This window comes from Burkholderia sp. MSMB0856 (assembly GCF_001524645.2).
Taxonomy (GTDB): Bacteria; Pseudomonadota; Gammaproteobacteria; order Burkholderiales; family Burkholderiaceae; genus Burkholderia; species Burkholderia diffusa.
The window spans coordinates 116,773-132,315 of record NZ_CP013429.1; the positions used below are offsets into that span (position 1 = coordinate 116,773).

General features: G+C 67.3%; 12 protein-coding genes and 1 pseudogene. 8 read left to right on the top strand and 5 right to left on the bottom strand.

Annotation, left to right across the window (positions count from 1 at the left end; all coding sequences use genetic code 11):
• Nucleotides 1-38: 38 nt before the first annotated feature.
• The 3 genes from bktB to WS87_RS29215 all read left to right on the top strand — a co-directional run bounded on the left by bktB (nt 39) and on the right by WS87_RS29215 (nt 6,452).
• Nucleotides 39-1,232 carry a beta-ketothiolase BktB gene (gene bktB / locus WS87_RS29205; protein WP_059817185.1) on the top strand — a complete coding sequence of 398 codons (1,194 nt, stop codon included), beginning with the start codon at nt 39-41 and terminating at the stop codon, nt 1,230-1,232.
• A gap of 38 nt (nt 1,233-1,270) precedes the next feature.
• Nucleotides 1,271-2,125, top strand: coding sequence for a 3-hydroxybutyryl-CoA dehydrogenase (locus WS87_RS29210; protein WP_059511576.1), 855 nt, complete (start codon nt 1,271-1,273; stop codon nt 2,123-2,125).
• Nucleotides 2,126-2,930: 805 nt separating this feature from the next.
• Nucleotides 2,931-6,452 carry a pyruvate carboxylase gene (locus WS87_RS29215; protein WP_059817183.1) on the top strand — a complete coding sequence of 1,174 codons (3,522 nt, stop codon included), beginning with the start codon at nt 2,931-2,933 and terminating at the stop codon, nt 6,450-6,452.
• A 146-nt stretch (nt 6,453-6,598) separates the two neighbouring features.
• On the opposite strand, the pseudogene deoC reads toward WS87_RS29215, so the two are convergent.
• Nucleotides 6,599-7,287, bottom strand: a pseudogene (gene deoC / locus WS87_RS29220) (deoxyribose-phosphate aldolase).
• A gap of 186 nt (nt 7,288-7,473) precedes the next feature.
• Complete coding sequence (locus tag WS87_RS29225; protein ID WP_059817181.1) at nt 7,474-8,334, bottom strand: PhzF family phenazine biosynthesis protein; 861 nt, start codon at nt 8,332-8,334, stop codon at nt 7,474-7,476.
• 53 nt (nt 8,335-8,387) lie between these two features.
• Between WS87_RS29225 and WS87_RS33780 the strand changes: the two genes are divergently transcribed.
• Nucleotides 8,388-8,705, top strand: a complete 318-nt coding sequence (locus tag WS87_RS33780) for a hypothetical protein (protein ID WP_159085718.1) — start codon at nt 8,388-8,390, stop codon at nt 8,703-8,705.
• 120 nt (nt 8,706-8,825) lie between these two features.
• Here WS87_RS33780 and WS87_RS29235 read toward each other — a convergent pair whose 3' ends face one another.
• Nucleotides 8,826-9,797 carry an AraC family transcriptional regulator gene (locus WS87_RS29235; RefSeq protein WP_059817177.1) on the bottom strand — a complete coding sequence of 324 codons (972 nt, stop codon included), beginning with the start codon at nt 9,795-9,797 and terminating at the stop codon, nt 8,826-8,828.
• A 94-nt stretch (nt 9,798-9,891) separates the two neighbouring features.
• On the opposite strand from WS87_RS29235, the gene WS87_RS29240 reads away from it, so the two are divergent.
• Together WS87_RS29240 and WS87_RS29245 are read left to right on the top strand one after the other, a co-directional pair.
• A complete protein-coding gene (locus WS87_RS29240; protein WP_059817175.1) occupies nt 9,892-10,725 on the top strand; it encodes an oxidoreductase in 834 nt (277 codons plus the stop codon).
• Between the two features lie 255 nt (nt 10,726-10,980).
• Complete coding sequence (locus tag WS87_RS29245) at nt 10,981-11,817, top strand: alpha/beta fold hydrolase (RefSeq protein WP_059692763.1); 837 nt, start codon at nt 10,981-10,983, stop codon at nt 11,815-11,817.
• Between the two features lie 186 nt (nt 11,818-12,003).
• Here WS87_RS29245 and WS87_RS29250 read toward each other — a convergent pair whose 3' ends face one another.
• Nucleotides 12,004-13,410 (bottom strand): hypothetical protein, encoded by a 1,407-nt coding sequence (locus tag WS87_RS29250; RefSeq protein WP_059817173.1) that lies wholly within the window; start codon nt 13,408-13,410, stop codon nt 12,004-12,006.
• 170 nt (nt 13,411-13,580) lie between these two features.
• Nucleotides 13,581-14,342, bottom strand: a complete 762-nt coding sequence (locus tag WS87_RS29255; protein WP_059817171.1) for a 2-keto-4-pentenoate hydratase — start codon at nt 14,340-14,342, stop codon at nt 13,581-13,583.
• A 264-nt stretch (nt 14,343-14,606) separates the two neighbouring features.
• On the opposite strand from WS87_RS29255, the gene WS87_RS29260 reads away from it, so the two are divergent.
• On the top strand, nt 14,607-15,086 hold the full coding sequence (locus tag WS87_RS29260) for a universal stress protein (RefSeq protein WP_059817168.1): 480 nt from the start codon (nt 14,607-14,609) through the stop codon (nt 15,084-15,086).
• 14 nt (nt 15,087-15,100) lie between these two features.
• Nucleotides 15,101-15,292: a DUF2964 family protein gene (locus WS87_RS29265; protein WP_059537270.1), complete on the top strand. Its 192-nt coding sequence runs from the start codon at nt 15,101-15,103 to the stop codon at nt 15,290-15,292.
• The last annotated feature ends 251 nt before the right edge of the window (nt 15,293-15,543 follow it).

A 15,543-nucleotide genomic window follows, 5' to 3' on the forward strand; every position in this document is an offset into this window, starting at 1 on the left:
CCCCGCGCCCGCAGGCGCGAACGAACCGGAGTGAAACGATGAGCAATGCAGCGAAGGAAGTCGTGGTGGTGAGCGGTGTCCGTACCGCGATCGGCGATTTCGGCGGGAGCCTGAAGGACTTCTCGCCGACCGATCTCGGTGCGAAGGTCGTGAGCGAAGTGCTGTCGCGTGCGAACGTTTCGGGTGACGCGGTCGGGCATGTCGTGTTCGGCCACGTCGTGAACACCGAGCCGAAGGACATGTATCTCGCGCGCGTCGCGGCGATCGACGGCGGTGTCGCGCAGCACACGCCGGCGCTGACCGTGAACCGCCTGTGCGGCTCGGGCCTGCAGGCGATCGTGTCGGCCGCGCAGACGATCATGCTCGGCGACGCCGACGTCGCGATCGGCGGCGGCTCGGAGAACATGAGCCGCGCGCCGTACACCGTGCCGTCCGCGCGCTTCGGCCAGCGCATGGGCGATGCGAAGCTCGTCGACATGATGCTCGGCGCGCTGCACGACCCGTTCCAGACGATCCACATGGGCGTGACGGCCGAGAACGTCGCACGCAAGTACGGCATTACGCGTGATGCGCAGGATGCGCTCGCGCTCGAATCGCATCGTCGCGCGGCGCGTGCGATTGCGGAAGGCCGCTTCAAGGACCAGATCCTGCCGATCTCGATCCGCACGAAAAAGGGCGAAGTCGCGTTCGACACCGACGAGCACGTGCGTCACGACGCCGGCCCGGACGATTTCACGAAGCTGAAGCCGGTGTTCGTGAAGGAGGACGGCACGGTGACGGCCGGCAACGCGTCGGGGATCAACGATGCGGCCGCCGCGGTGCTGATGATGAGCGCGGACGCCGCGCGCGCGCAAGGCGTGAAGCCGCTCGCGCGTTTGGTCGCATACGCGCATGCGGGCGTTGATCCGGCGTACATGGGCATCGGCCCGGTGCCGGCCACGCAGAAGGCGCTCGAGCGCGCAGGCCTGAAGATCACCGATCTCGACGTGATCGAGGCGAACGAAGCGTTCGCCGCGCAGGCATGCGCGGTCACGCAGGAGCTCGGCCTCGATCCGGCCAAGGTCAACCCGAACGGCTCGGGCATTTCGCTCGGTCACCCGATCGGCGCGACGGGCGCGTTGATCACGGTCAAGGCGCTGTACGAGCTGAAGCGCATCGGCGGGCGTTATGCGCTCGTGACGATGTGTATCGGCGGCGGCCAGGGGATTGCGGCGATCTTCGAGAACATCTGATAATCGAACGCTCAGCACCCGAACACACAGGAATCGTCATGGCCATCGAAACCGTCGGCGTCGTGGGCGCCGGAACCATGGGCAACGGCATTGCGCAGACCGCCGCCGTTGCAGGACTGAACGTCGTGATGATCGACGTCAGCGATGCGGCACTCGACAAGGGTGTCGCCGCACTGAAGGGCAGCCTCGAGCGGCTCGTGTCGAAAGAGAAGCTCGCCGCCGCCGCACGCGATGCCGCGCTCGCGCGCATCACGACGTCGACCGATTACGCGAAGCTTGCCGCGGTCGACATCGTGATCGAAGCCGCGACCGAAAACGTCGAGCTGAAGAGCCGCATCCTGAAGCAGATCGAGTCGGTCGCGCGGCCCGATGCAATCATCGCGACCAACACGTCGTCGATCTCGATTACCGCGCTCGCGGCGTTGCTCGCCGATCCGTCGCGCTTCGTCGGCATGCATTTCTTCAACCCGGTGCCGCTGATGCCGCTCGTCGAGATCATCCGCGGGCTGCAGACGAGCGACGCGACCGCGTCCGCCGTGCGCGCGCTGACCGAGCGTTTCGACAAGTCGCCGATCGGCGTGCGCAATGCGCCGGGCTTCGTCGTGAACCGGATCCTCGTGCCGATGATCAACGAAGCGTTCTTCGTGCTGGCCGAAGGCATCGCGTCGGCCGAGGAGATCGACGCGGGGATGAAGCTCGGCGCGAACCATCCGATCGGGCCGCTCGCGCTGGCGGACCTCGTCGGGCTCGACGTGTGTCTCGCGGTGATGGACGTGTTCCTGAAGGACTTCGGCGACACGAAATACCGTGCGTGTCCGCTGCTGCGCGAGATGGTGTCGGCGGGGCGGCTGGGGCGCAAGACGGGGCGCGGGGTGTACGACTACAGTAAGTAAGCGGCGTCTCAATAGCCTCTTCACGCGGCCGCCTTCGGGCGGCCGTTTGCTTTGCACGGCACGCCTGGACGCCGATCCGCCCCGGCGCGCGAGATTTCAGAACTGAAACTCCGATTCCATATCTGCGCCGCTACCGGCCCGCGCTTCGCATCCGATCCCCGTACATCAACGCCGTCCGTCCTGTAGCGAACGTGGCCTGCTTTTTGCGTTAACCGGACGACGTGCTCGATGTCCTCTCGTCTGACCGGTCTTTCCTGATGAAACGAAGCGGACAGTTCGAGAGGCGACTCGCTTTTCAATCGTAAGGTGAATGCAATGACTGGCAGCGGTAAACGAAACACGGTACCGGGCAACGACGCGCGCTGCGTAGCGCCGGAGCGCGAGGCGGGCGCAGATCGATCCGCGACGACGCGCGAATCGTCCGGTGAACGACGACCCGATACGAACTGGGCATGGGCAAAGGGAACGGCGGGCTACGACTGGATGGATCACGCACCGCTTTTCGATCACCGCGATTGATCCCGTCGTGAGCGCGGGTCGTGCCACGGGATCGCCCCGTGGTTCGACCGACGACGATCGATGACCGACCTGCGAGCCGGTCCCTTATTTCCCGCTGGTCGGCTGGATGCTATTCGTCGTCGCGATGTCGATAGCGGCCATCCGGCGATCTGGCGAACATGTCGACTGGCGAAAGCCAGGGACGATGCAACCTCGAATGACCGACGCGTGAATCCGCACGCCGCCCAGCGAAGCAGGCGGGTGGAGGACGGCGCGTCGGCGAGCTCAATTCAACCATTCACTTTCCATGGCCGCCGTGACGCCTAACCCCATCCAGTCCATCCTGATCGCGAACCGCTCGGAAATCTCGATTCGCGTGATGCGTGCCGCCGCCGAACTGAACATGCGTACGGTGGCGGTGTATTCGAAGGAAGACCGCCTTGCGCTGCACCGCTTCAAGGCGGACGAGAGCTACCTGATCGGCGAAGGCAAGAAGCCGCTCGCCGCGTATCTCGACATCGACGACATCCTGCGCGTCGCGCGGCAGGCGAAGGTCGACGCGATCCACCCCGGCTACGGCTTCCTGTCGGAGAATCCCGATTTCGCGCAGGCCGTGATCGACGCCGGCATCCGCTGGATCGGCCCGTCGCCCGACGTGATGCGCACGCTCGGCAACAAGGTGGCCGCGCGCAATGCGGCGATCGCGGCGGGTGTGCCGGTGATGCCTGCGACCTCACCGCTGCCGGATGACCTCGATGCTTGCAAGGCGCTGGCCGCGGGAGTCGGCTATCCGCTGATGCTCAAGGCGAGCTGGGGCGGCGGCGGGCGCGGGATGCGCGTGCTGGAAAACGCTCAGGACCTCGAAACCCTGCTGCCGGTCGCGCGGCGCGAGGCGCTTGCCGCGTTCGGCAACGACGAGGTGTACGTCGAGAAACTCGTGCGCAATGCGCGGCACGTCGAAGTACAGATACTCGGTGACCTGCATGGCACGGTCGTGCATTTGTACGAGCGCGACTGCACGGTGCAGCGGCGCAACCAGAAGGTCGTCGAACGCGCGCCGGCGCCGTATCTCGACGACGCGGGCCGGCAGGCGCTCTGCGAATCGGCGCTGCGCCTGATGCGCGCGGTCGGTTACACGCATGCAGGCACCGTCGAATTCCTGATGGATGCCGACACCGGCCAGTTCTACTTCATCGAGGTGAACCCGCGCATCCAGGTCGAGCACACGGTGACCGAGATGATCACCGGCATCGACATCGTGAAGGCGCAGATTCGCATCACGGAAGGCGGCCGGATCGGGCTGGCGGAGGACGTCGTGAACGGCGACGGCGCGATCGTCGAACGTGCGGCCGGCGTGCCCGCTCAGCAGGCGATTCCGCTGAACGGCAACGCGTTGCAATGCCGGATCACGACCGAGGATCCGGAGAACGACTTCCTGCCCGACTACGGGCGGCTCACGGCGTATCGCAGCGCGGCGGGCTTCGGCGTGCGCCTCGACGCCGGCACCGCCTATGGCGGCGCGGTGATCACGCCTTACTACGACTCGCTGCTGGTCAAGGTGACGACCTGGGCGCCGACGGCGGCCGAATCGATCCACCGGATGGATCGCGCGCTGCGCGAGTTCCGGATCCGCGGCGTCACGTCGAACCTGCAGTTCCTCGAAAACGTGATCAATCACCCGGCCTTCATCGCGGGCGACGTGACGACGCGCTTCATCGACAAGACCCCGGAACTGCTCGAATTCGCGAAGCGCGGCGATCGCGCGACGAAGCTGTTGCGCTATCTCGGCGAGCTGAACGTGAACGGCAATGCCGAGATGAGCGGCCGCACGCTGCCGGCGTTGCCGTTATCGAAACCCGTGCTGCCGAAGGTCGATACGGCGATGCCAATTCCGGCCGGCACGCGCGATCGCTTGCGCGAGCTCGGCCCCGAGAAATTCGCGACCTGGATGCTGGACCAAAAGCAGGTGCTGCTGACCGACACGACGATGCGTGACGCGCACCAGTCGCTGTTCGCGACGCGCATGCGCACGGCCGACATGGTACCGATCGCGCCGTTCTACGCGCGCGAGCTGTCGCAGCTGTTCTCGCTCGAATGCTGGGGCGGCGCGATCTTCGACGTCGCGCTGCGCTTCCTGAAGGAAGACCCATGGGAACGCCTTGCGCTGCTGCGCGAGCGCGTGCCGAACATCCTGTTCCAGATGCTGCTGCGCGGCTCGAACGCGGTCGGCTACACGAACTACGCGGACAACGTCGTGCGCTTCTTCGTGCAGCAGGCCGCGAGCGCGGGCGTCGACGTGTTCCGCGTGTTCGACTCGCTGAACTGGGTGCGCAACATGCGCGTGGCGATCGATGCAGTGGGCGAGAGCGGGATGCTGTGCGAAGGCGCGATCTGCTATACCGGCGACCTGTTCGACACGTCACGTTCGAAATACGACCTCAAGTATTACGTCGGCATCGCGCGCGAATTGCAGCAAGCCGGCGTGCACGTGCTCGGCATCAAGGACATGGCCGGCATCTGCCGTCCGCAGGCGGTCGCCACGCTCGTGAAGGCGCTCAAGGAAGAAACCGGGCTGCCCGTGCATTTCCATACGCACGACACGAGCGGGATCGCGGCGGCGTCGGTGCTCGCGGCAGTCGGGGCGGGCTGCGATGCGGTGGACGGCGCGCTCGACGCGATGAGCGGGCTCACGTCGCAACCGAACCTGTCGAGCATCGCGGCGGCGCTGGCCGGCGGCGAGCGCGATCCGGGGCTGGACCAGGACCGCCTGCACGAGGCGTCGATGTACTGGGAAGGCGTGCGCCGGTATTACGCGCCGTTCGAATCGGAGATCCGCGCGGGCACGGCCGACGTGTACCGCCACGAGATGCCCGGCGGCCAGTACACGAACCTGCGCGAGCAGGCGCGCTCGCTCGGCATCGATCATCGCTGGACCGAGGTGTCGCGCGCGTATGCGGACGTGAACCGCCTGTTCGGCGACATCGTCAAGGTCACGCCGACGTCGAAGGTGGTCGGCGACATGGCGCTGATGATGGTCGCGAATGACCTCGCCGTGGACGACGTGCGCAACCCGGACAAGGACATCGCATTCCCCGAGTCGGTCGTGTCGCTGTTCAAGGGCGAGCTGGGCTTCCCGCCCGACGGCTTCCCGGCGGACCTGTCGCGCAAGGTGCTCAAGAGCGAGCCGCCGGCGCCGTATCGTCCCGGCGACCAGATCCCGCCGGTCGATCTCGACGCGGTACGCAAGCAGGCCGAGGCCGCGTGCGAGCAGCCGCTCGACGATCGTCAACTCGCGTCGTACCTGATGTATCCGAAACAGACGGTCGACTATTACGCGCACGTGCGTGCATACAGCGATACGTCGGTCGTGCCGACGCCGGCGTTCCTGTACGGACTGCAGCCGCAGGAGGAAGTGGCGATCGACATCGAGCCGGGCAAGACGCTGCTCGTGTCGCTGCAGGGCCAGCACGCCGATGCGCAGGACGGCATCGTGAAGGTGCTGTTCGAGCTGAACGGTCAGTCGCGTTCGGCGCTGGTCGAGCAGAAGAGTGTCGTGCAGGCGGGCAAGGAGCGTCATGGCCTGCAGCGTGCCGATCCGGCGAATCCGCTGCACGTGGCCGCGCCGATGCCGGGCTCGGTCGTGACGGTGGCCGTGCAACCGGGGCAGCGTGTGTCGGCCGGCACGACGCTGATCGCGCTCGAGGCGATGAAGATGGAAACGCACATCGCGGCGGAGCGCGACTGCGAGATCGCGGCCGTGCATGTGAAGCCGGGTGATCGGGTCGCGGCGAAGGATCTGCTGATCGAGTTGAAAGACCCGACGCATTGAGGATTGCCTCGATCGGTCGTGCGTGGTGACCGAGCGGTGCGTCGCAACCGGCATGCCACCTGGCGGGGGAGGCGTGCCGAACTGTCCGGCGTCGGCTGCCTGCGCGTCGTTACGCGCCGACGCGCAGGCAGCCGACCCGCCACCGGTCAGTACGCCGCGTCGCTGCCGCCCTGGTCGGTGACGATCGCCACGCCCGAACTCGTGCCGAGCCGCGTCGCGCCGGCCTCGAGCATCGCAAGCGCGGTCGCGCGGTCGCGCGGTCGCGCACGCCGCCCGATGCCTTCACGCCGAGCACGGGGCCGACCGTGCGGCGCATCAGCGCGACGTCCTCGCGTGTCGCGCCGCCGTGCCCGAAGCCGGTCGACGTCTTCACGAACGCGACGCCGAGGTCGCGGCACATCTCGCACACGCGCACCTTCTCGTCGTCGGTCAGCAATCCCGTTTCGAGGATCACCTTGAGCGGCACCGTCCCGCAGGCGCGGTGCACGGCGTCGATATCGGCCTTCACGTCGTCGTCGCGGCCGCTCTTCAGCGCGCCGAGGTTGATCACCATGTCGATCTCGCGTGCGCCCGCCGCGATCGCGGCCGACGCTTCGAACGCCTTCGCGGCGGACAGGCCCGCGCCGAGCGGGAAGCCGACCACGGCGCACACGAGCACGCCGGTGTCGGCCAGCTCGCGCGCGGCGAGCGGCACGTTCGCCGAATTCACGCAGACCGAGTAGAAGCGATGCTCGGCCGCCTGGCGGCAGAGTTCGCGGATCTGCGCGTCGCTCGCGTCGGGCGCGAGCAGCGTGTGATCGATGGTTTGGGCGAGCTGGGCGTTGGAAAGCGGCATGTGTCGGGACTCCACGGATCGTGTGCCGAAAAGGTACACGGAAAGTTGATGTTCTCACATCGGTTTGTTACCAATGCGGCATCGCTGATGAGGGTGCTGCGAGGGCATCCGTCGTCCCCGACGACCGTGCTCAGGCCGAGGCTGACGCTGCATGAGGGACGGTGTGAAAGATCGGGCGCGCCGCCGCTACACGTCGACGACCCCGCGCCCGAGTGCCACCACACGGCCGCCGACGCCGATCGAGCCGTGCTCGCCGACCGACAACCGAAGCAGGCAAGGCCGGCCGACGGCTTCGCCTTGTTCGACCTGAAACGCGGCGGGCAGCGGATGGCCGGCTGCAAGCAGCCAGCCGCCGAGATTCGCGCAGGCCGACCCGGTACCCGGGTCTTCAAGAATCCCGCCGCCCTGTTTCGCAAAGAAATAGCGGGAGACCACTTTCCCGGGGCGATTCGCGTCGAACGCGAACACGTAGGCGGTCTTGCGGCCGAGGCTGCTGGTCGGCCAGATATCCAGGCAGGCGCTGTCGGGCTGGGCGCGGCGCACCGCAGCAGGGTCCTTGACCGCGACCAGCAACTGATCGGCGCCCGTATCGACCCAGCGCGGCGGCGCGAGCAAATCGTCCTGCGTCAGCCCCAGCATGGCGGCCGTTTCGGCATCGGACAATGCGCAGGGTGCCGTTTTCGGCACGCCGGCGTGCGGCGCGGTGAACGTCCACACGTCGTCGCTGGCCTTGACGTCGACCACGCCGGCCTTGAATTCGAGCGAGAAATCGTTGCCGACATTCAGCAGGTCGCGCACGACATGCGCGGTGCCGAGCGTCGGATGGCCCGCGAACGCCATTTCATGGCCGGGCGTGAAGATGCGCACGCGTGCACGCGCACGCTCCGACGGCAGCACGAAGGTCGTTTCCGACAGGTTGAACTGCACGGCCAGTGCCTGCATGGTCGCGTCGTCCATGCCGCGCGCATCCTCGAACACGCAGAGCGGGTTGCCGCCGAACGTGGATTCGGCGAATACGTTGAGCAGGCGGAACGCGTACTGTGTCATTGGGATCTCGCGTAGGTGGGTCTTGCCGGTCGGGACGCGCGAGCGTCGACGGCGTGTCGGGCTGCTTCGGCGCGATTCCGTATTTTGCCGGACGCATCGCGCCGATCGATGCGCGACCGATCGGAATTTCAGTTTTCATGCATCATCGGGTCTGTCCGATTCGCCGACGGCGATCCGGTCCGGGCATTCTCGAATACGCAACGATCGCGGATATTTTTTCGCCGAAGCACGCGGTCGCCCGAGAATCCGCAATCATTCGATTCGATCACGCCGCCGCCGTACCCATGCAACGCACGACGCTTGCCGAATCAGTCAGGCAGGAGGAAGACATGGTGCTGCTGAATCCCCGATCTGCCGCGGCAATACCGTGACGGGGAACGCGCTGGCCTCCGGTACTGGGTGAACCAGACGCAGGACATCCGGGGCGTGACCGCGCTCATCCTGAAGTCGCTGGCGGGTCTGGTGCGCGACGCCGCGCGCGGCTCAGCCATTCAGTGCGACGACACGAACACCGCATCGTCGAACGCCGCCGGAATCGCGAACTGCGCGCGCATGCGCTTCGTTTCCTGCGCGGGCGTCTGGCCGAACAGCCGTTTGAATTCCCGGCTGAACTGCGACGCGCTCGCATAACCGACCGCATGGCCGGCCGCCTCCGCGGTCAGGTCCTGACGCACCATCAACAGGCGCGCCTGATGCAGCCGCGTCGACTTCAGGTACTGCATCGGCGACACCTGCGTGATCGCCTTGAAGTGGGCGTGGAAGCTCGGCACGCTCATGCCGGCTTCCGCGGCCAGTTGCGTCACGTCGAGCGACTGCGCGTAGTCGGCGTGGATCATGCGCAGCGAACGGCCGATCCGGCCGAACTGTCCACGCATCGCCAGCGCGTTCCTCATCGCGCCGCCCTGCGCGCCGGTGAGCACGCGGAAATACAGTTCGCGCAGCAACCCGGGGCCGAGCACCGCCGCTTCGAGCGGGCGTTGCATCGCCTCGACGAAACGCAACACGGTCGCGTGCATCGCATCGTCCATCGGCGTCGACATCATGCTTTTCGGCGCCTGCACGGGTTCGGCGACTCCCTCGCGATCGATCCGCGCGGCCAGTTCGGCGGCCATCGGGAAATCGAGGTGCAGATACAGCGCGAGCAGCGGGCGCTCCGCCGTTGCGTCGGTTTCCATGCTGAACGGTACGGGCACCGATACGGCCAGGTAGTGATCCTCGTCGTACAGATAGCGTTCGCCGCCGAAATAGCCGCGCTTGCTCCCCTGGCACACGATCACGATGCCCGGGTCGTACAGCACCGGCGTGCGGGATAGCGCGCGGTTCGAACGCAGGATGCGCACGCTCGGCAGCGCGGTCAGGTTGTAGCCTTCGTCCGGCGCCAACGCATGCAGCAACGCGATCAGGCGTTTGCGGCCGCGCGCGGGCAGCGACGGCGAGCGGGACGAGGAGGGTGCGTCGCTCATAGTTTCAGGCAAGAAATTCAGCGGAATCGGGCTTATTCGACGTGGTTCGTCAGACTAGCATGCATGCTTCGATCGACATTCGGGAGAAGTTCACATGGCATCCGGCAACATCATGCTCATCACCGGCGTCAGCAGCGGCTTCGGCCGTGCGCTCGCGCAAGCGGCCCTGGCCGAGGGTCATACGGTGGTCGGCACCGTGAGAAGCAAAGCGGCAAAACGGGCGTTCGAGGCGCTGTCCCCGCGTGCGGCCATCGGGCGCGTGCTCGACGTGACCGACTTCGAGCGCATCGACGGCGTCGTCGCGGAAATCGAGGCGAGCGTCGGCCCCGTCGACGTGCTGGTGAACAATGCCGGCTACGGGCACGAAGGCATCATGGAGGAGTCGCCGCTGTCGGAGATGCGCCGGCAGTTCGACGTGAACGTGTTCGGCGCCGTCGCGATGATGAAGGCCGTCGTGCCGTTCATGCGCGAGCGCCGGCACGGCCGCATCCTGAACATCACGTCGATGGGCGGCCACATCACGATGCCCGGCATTGCCTATTACTGCGGCAGCAAGTTCGCGCTGGAAGGGATTTCCGAGACGCTCGGCAAGGAGCTCGAGCCGTTCGGCATCGCGGTGACGGCGGTGGCGCCGGGCTCGTTCCGAACCGACTGGGCCGGCCGTTCGATGACGCGAACGCCGCGTTCGATCGCCGATTACGACGCGCTCTTCGATCCGATCCGCCAGGCGCGCGAGGAGAAAAACGGCCGGCAATCGGGCGATCCGGCGAAGGCGGCGCGCGCGATGCTGGCGGTCATCGCGGCGGATCGTCCGCCGGCGCATCTGCTACTCGGCAGCGATGCGCTTCGGCTCGTGCGCGCCAAATGGTCGGCGCTGGAAGACGAAATTCGCACGTGGGAGGCGGTAACCGTGTCGACGGACGGTTGACGCGCGATCGGCGGTGCGTGACGCGTCACACGGCGAGTGGCGTTGACAGTCACACCTGCGGGCGCCGTTGCCCACCGGAGGCCGATGCATGACGGTATGTAATTGGCTTCATGACACGGTCGCGGTTTTCCGCTACAACACTGGGGTGCTGCGTCGACCGACGCGGTGTGCCACCGCGCCGCAGTTCGTGACCGACACCCGCCCGGGTGGCCGGCCGGCACGTGATGTTCACCTACCTCAAAGGAGCCTGCAGCCATGCCGTACATCACCACGAAGGACAACGTCGACATCTTCTACAAGGACTGGGGCCCGAAGGATGCGCAGCCGATCATGTTCCACCATGGCTGGCCGCTGTCTTCCGACGACTGGGATGCCCAACTGCTGTTCTTCGTTCAGAAGGGCTATCGCGTGGTCGCGCACGACCGCCGCGGCCACGGCCGGTCGACGCAGGTTTCCGACGGCCACGACATGGATCACTACGCGGCGGACGCGTTCGCGGTGGCCGAAGCGCTCGACCTGCGCAACGCGGTGCATATCGGTCACTCGACCGGCGGCGGCGAAGTCGCGCGCTATGTGGCCCGCCACGGCGAGCCGGCCGGACGCGTCGCGAAGGCGGTGCTGGTCAGCGCGGTGCCGCCGCTGATGCTGAAGACGGACGCGAACCCGGAAGGCTTGCCGCTCGAGGTGTTCGACGGCTTCCGCAAGGCGCTCGCCGACAACCGCGCGCAGTTCTTCCTGGACGTGCCGTCGGGTCCGTTCTACGGCTTCAACCGGCCGGGCGCGGTGGTGCACCAGGGCGTGATCCAGAACTGGTGGCGCCAGGGCATGATCGGCGGCGCGAAGGCGCACTACGAAGGCATCAAGGCGTTCTCGGAAACGGACCAGACCGAAGACCTGCGGTCGATCTCGGTGCCGACGCTCGTGCTGCACGGCGAAGACGACCAAATCGTGCCGATCGCGGACTCGGCGCTGAAGTCGGTCAAGCTGCTGAAGAACGGCACGCTGAAGACGTATCCGGGCTATTCGCACGGGATGCTGACGGTCAATGCCGACGTGCTGAACGCCGATCTGCTGGCCTTCATCCAGTCGTAATGCTAACGGCGCATGCCCGCCTCGGCGGGCTGCGCCGCACTGGCCGGTCACGCCGGCCGCCTCGGTTGCGATTTGCTTCGGCGTCCTGTGCGTTGTGCAGCACGAGGACATCACGTCGTCTTGCCACTGAGCCGATGCGTCGGCGGCGTCGCGCGTGCGGCCGGACCGCGCCGCACGCGTCACACATCACGCATCGTTTGCGGCGCTGTCGCCGACATCGCCTTCGATCGCGGCCATCAGATCGTCGACGCTCACCATCAGCGCGCGAACCTGGCGCAGCGATTCGTACTGATGCAGCACCGCGCGCCACGACGGCAGTTCCAGCAGCGCTTGCCAGACGACACCGAGGCCGTGCGGATCGGCATCCGCGTGCCGTGCCAGCGCGCTCGCGTATTCAAGACTCGCCGGCGCCGACAGTAGCTGCATCCGGCTCGCGGCACCCAGCAGGCGCGGCGCGGGATCTGCCGATGCATCGCAGCAGTACAGCACCTCGCGCTGCAATGCCGCGTCGTCGATCGTCAGCGCGTGCAGCGACGCGCCGTGCAGGCGTACCGCCCCTTCGCGCGTGTCGAACGCATAGACGGTGTCCGGATCGGCCTGCGCGAGCAGGCTCAGGCCGCGCAGGAGGCGCGGCAGGTCGGTAGTCGCGGCATCCGCGGATGCTTTCGCTTCCACGAGAAACAGGACGTGCCACGCGGCGGACGGATCGTCGCCCCGCGCGCGCTCGAGCAGCACCGCATCCCACTCGGTTTTCGCGCGATCGTGCTTGCCGGGTATCGAGGCCGGCACGCGCATCGACGTGACCACGCGATACGTGCGGTGCGCGTCGCTCGCATCGAGCTGCGCGGCCAGGGCGTCGAGCGCCTGCGCGGCCAGCGCTTCGACGGCCGCGCCCCGCTGTTGCGACGAGACGCCTTGCGCGACGGCGAGCGCGCTGCCTTCGAGCGGACCCTGGCGGCTCCACAGCGTGCGATACCGCTGGACGTCCGGATCCGGCGCCAGTGCATCGAGACGCTGCAGCCGGGCGAGCGCGGCGCTGTCCTTCAGTTTGGCGATGTCCTGTTCGAACGCAGGATCGGTCGCCATCTCCGGTTGCGCGAGCAGGTTCCGCAGCGTGGCATCGAGATCGTCCCACGATGCGGCGGCCGCGGCCGCATGCAGTCGTGCGAGCGGCTCGCGTTGCCACGCCTGCGCACGTCGTTCGAGCCGGGCCGGATGCGCGATCGTGTTGACGGCCGAGCGCAGCGTGCGCCGATCCTGCTCGGCATGCGCGGCGAGCGACGCGTATTCGCGCACGGCCGCCGCGCGATGTCGAAGCACGGCGGCCTGGAATGCGGGATCGCCGGATTGTGCGTCCATCGCATCGCCGATCATCCGCGCGAGCGCGTCGATGAAGCGGCGTTGCAACGCCGGGGCGGGCGTGAGGCCGTCGGCCTGCATCCGGCGCGCTTCCTCGATCACGATGGCGATGATGGCGGCCGGGTTCGCGGCGTCGGTCAGCGACGATGCGCGCACGAACGGCGGCAGCCGGTAGCGGCGATCGACGGTTCTCAGGACTTCGTCCAGCAGGGCAGGCAACGGTGTCGGCGGCATGGCGAATGACGGGAGGGGCACGCGGTTCGCGCGTGACGGGCGATGTGCAACGGTATCACGCAGTGCCCGCATGCTGCAGCGTGTGTCGCAGAGAAGCTGCCGTTCGCGTGGCGCCCCACTGCGCGCGGACGACGAAACGCGCCGCGTTGCCCGTCGCCCGCCGCCGGACGTCAGGCCGTCAGCGTTACCGACAGGCTGCCGAGTTCGCCGAAGCGCACCGTCAGCGCATCGCCGAGCGGCACGTCGATCGCGCCCGCATACGAACCGGTCGTCACGATCTGGCCGGCACGCGCGCCGTTGCCGCGCGATGCGAGGAAATTGACCAGCCACACGAGCGGCTTGAGCGGATCGCCGTCCGGATGACGGCCGTCGATCGTGCGATTCAGTGCGCCCTCGAACGACAGCGCGAGCGTCTCGAGCGGCACGTTCAATCCGTCGGGCACGACGGGGCCCACGCACAATCCCTGGTTGAACTGCCCGTCGGCGAGCAGTTCGAACTTCGACGCGCGTGCGGGCTCCGCGTAACGGCAACCCAGCACCTCGAGCACGATGCGCACTTCGCGGATCGCGGCACGTACGTCGTTCTCGTCGTATGGCTGCGCGCGGGCGGGCAGGTCGCGATCGAGCACGAACGCGATCTCCGGCTCGATTCGCACGATCGGGCCGCCGACGACGCGATACGGCGCATCGGCATCGCGGATCGTCGACGCGAAGATCGGCGCGACGATCACGCGGTCGGGCGGCGGCAGCGCACATTTCCATCCGCCGATGGCTTCGCCGAGCAGATCGGCGACGCGATGCTGGATCGCCAGCGCGGTATCGACGTTCTCGGGACGCAAGGCGTCGGGCAGCAGCGGGCCGGGCATGCCGGCATGGCGGGCGGCGACGAGATGCTGGGCGGCGCCGTCCACGCGTTCGGTAGTCGTTGTCATGTCGGTTGAGCGAGTTGAAAGTGAGCCGGCAAAAAAGGGCCGGACGAAGGTCGCAACGTCGATGATAGCGCCTTCGGCGCCATGGCCGCCCGGTTGCGCGGCGCGGCCGCGCGGACGGCGCGCCGTTTTTGCGCGTGGCGCTTTGCCGCACGCCGCGTTTTTGGTGGATCTTGATCGCCGTCAAGCTTCGAACCGGCTGTCCGCCGATGATGGGGACATGGCCGCACGCGACCGCGCGCGGCAACTCACCCCAGCGAGGTTCGCATGTACAAGAAGATCATGGTGGCCGTCGACGGCAGCGCTTCGTCGAAACAGGCGCTTGCCGAGGCAGTGAAGGTGGCAGTGGCGGGCGAAACGCACGTCAGCGTCGTATACGTGGTCGACAAGTCGGTGCTGTTCACGTACGCGGGTCGTTTCGATCCGCATGCGCTCATCGAGGAAATCCGCGACGACGGGCGCAAGGTGCTGCGTGAAGCCGAACAGGTCCTCGCGCAGGCCGGCGCGAAGGGCGAGGCCGAACTGGTTGAAACCGAGAGCATCGGCGAGGACGTCGCGGAACGCCTGCAGCGTTATGTGAAGGAGCGCGGGATCGACCTCGCTGTGGTCGGCACGCACGGGCGGCGCGGCATCCGGCGCGTGCTGCTCGGGAGCGTCGCCGAGCGCTTCGTGCGTGGCTCGAAGTGCCCGGTGCTGCTGATTCGCGGCGACGATACCGGCGAACCGGCTTCCGCCGCGGCAGCCTGACGCGGCGGCGCGCGATGATACGTCGTCAATACCGGATCGTCGTCGCGGCGATCGCCGTGTTCGTGTCGCTCGCGGGGATGATGGCCGTGGTGACGGGGCTGCTGTTCGACGAAACGATCGCGCTGCGTGGCGGCGCGGTCGCGTTGATCGTCGGCGTGGCCGGCTTCGTCATCATGCTCAACCCGGGGCCGAAGGGCGAGGGGTGACGCGCGGCACTTCCCCGGTTTCATGCAGGACCGGCACCGCAGCAGCACCGCCGGTCCGTCTTTCCGCGTCTCTCCGTCCGTCATGTCCGGCGCATTTGCACCATCCTGCCCGGCCGGCATCTCCCTGGCCGACGTCTCCCGTCTTATCGATTCCGCATCAGGCAGCGCACGCTTCGATTGAATGACGCGCGCGTGCACGAGCACGCCGCTTCTCATCTCATCTCATCTCATCGCGGCGGTCGAGTCCTGTC

Excerpts from the sequence above, each read along its gene's own strand:
- bktB (WP_059817185.1), top strand. The coding sequence starts at position 39 with ATGAGCAATGCAGCGAAGGAAGTCGTGGTGGTGAGCGGTGTCCGTACC.
- WS87_RS29210 (WP_059511576.1), top strand. The coding sequence starts at position 1,271 with ATGGCCATCGAAACCGTCGGCGTCGTGGGCGCCGGAACCATGGGCAAC.
- WS87_RS29215 (WP_059817183.1), top strand. The coding sequence starts at position 2,931 with ATGGCCGCCGTGACGCCTAACCCCATCCAGTCCATCCTGATCGCGAAC.
- WS87_RS29225 (WP_059817181.1), bottom strand. The coding sequence starts at position 8,334 with ATGACACAGTACGCGTTCCGCCTGCTCAACGTATTCGCCGAATCCACG.
- WS87_RS29235 (WP_059817177.1), bottom strand. The coding sequence starts at position 9,797 with ATGAGCGACGCACCCTCCTCGTCCCGCTCGCCGTCGCTGCCCGCGCGC.
- WS87_RS29240 (WP_059817175.1), top strand. The coding sequence starts at position 9,892 with ATGGCATCCGGCAACATCATGCTCATCACCGGCGTCAGCAGCGGCTTC.
- WS87_RS29245 (WP_059692763.1), top strand. The coding sequence starts at position 10,981 with ATGCCGTACATCACCACGAAGGACAACGTCGACATCTTCTACAAGGAC.
- WS87_RS29250 (WP_059817173.1), bottom strand. The coding sequence starts at position 13,410 with ATGCCGCCGACACCGTTGCCTGCCCTGCTGGACGAAGTCCTGAGAACC.
- WS87_RS29255 (WP_059817171.1), bottom strand. The coding sequence starts at position 14,342 with ATGACAACGACTACCGAACGCGTGGACGGCGCCGCCCAGCATCTCGTC.
- WS87_RS29260 (WP_059817168.1), top strand. The coding sequence starts at position 14,607 with ATGTACAAGAAGATCATGGTGGCCGTCGACGGCAGCGCTTCGTCGAAA.
- WS87_RS29265 (WP_059537270.1), top strand. The coding sequence starts at position 15,101 with ATGATACGTCGTCAATACCGGATCGTCGTCGCGGCGATCGCCGTGTTC.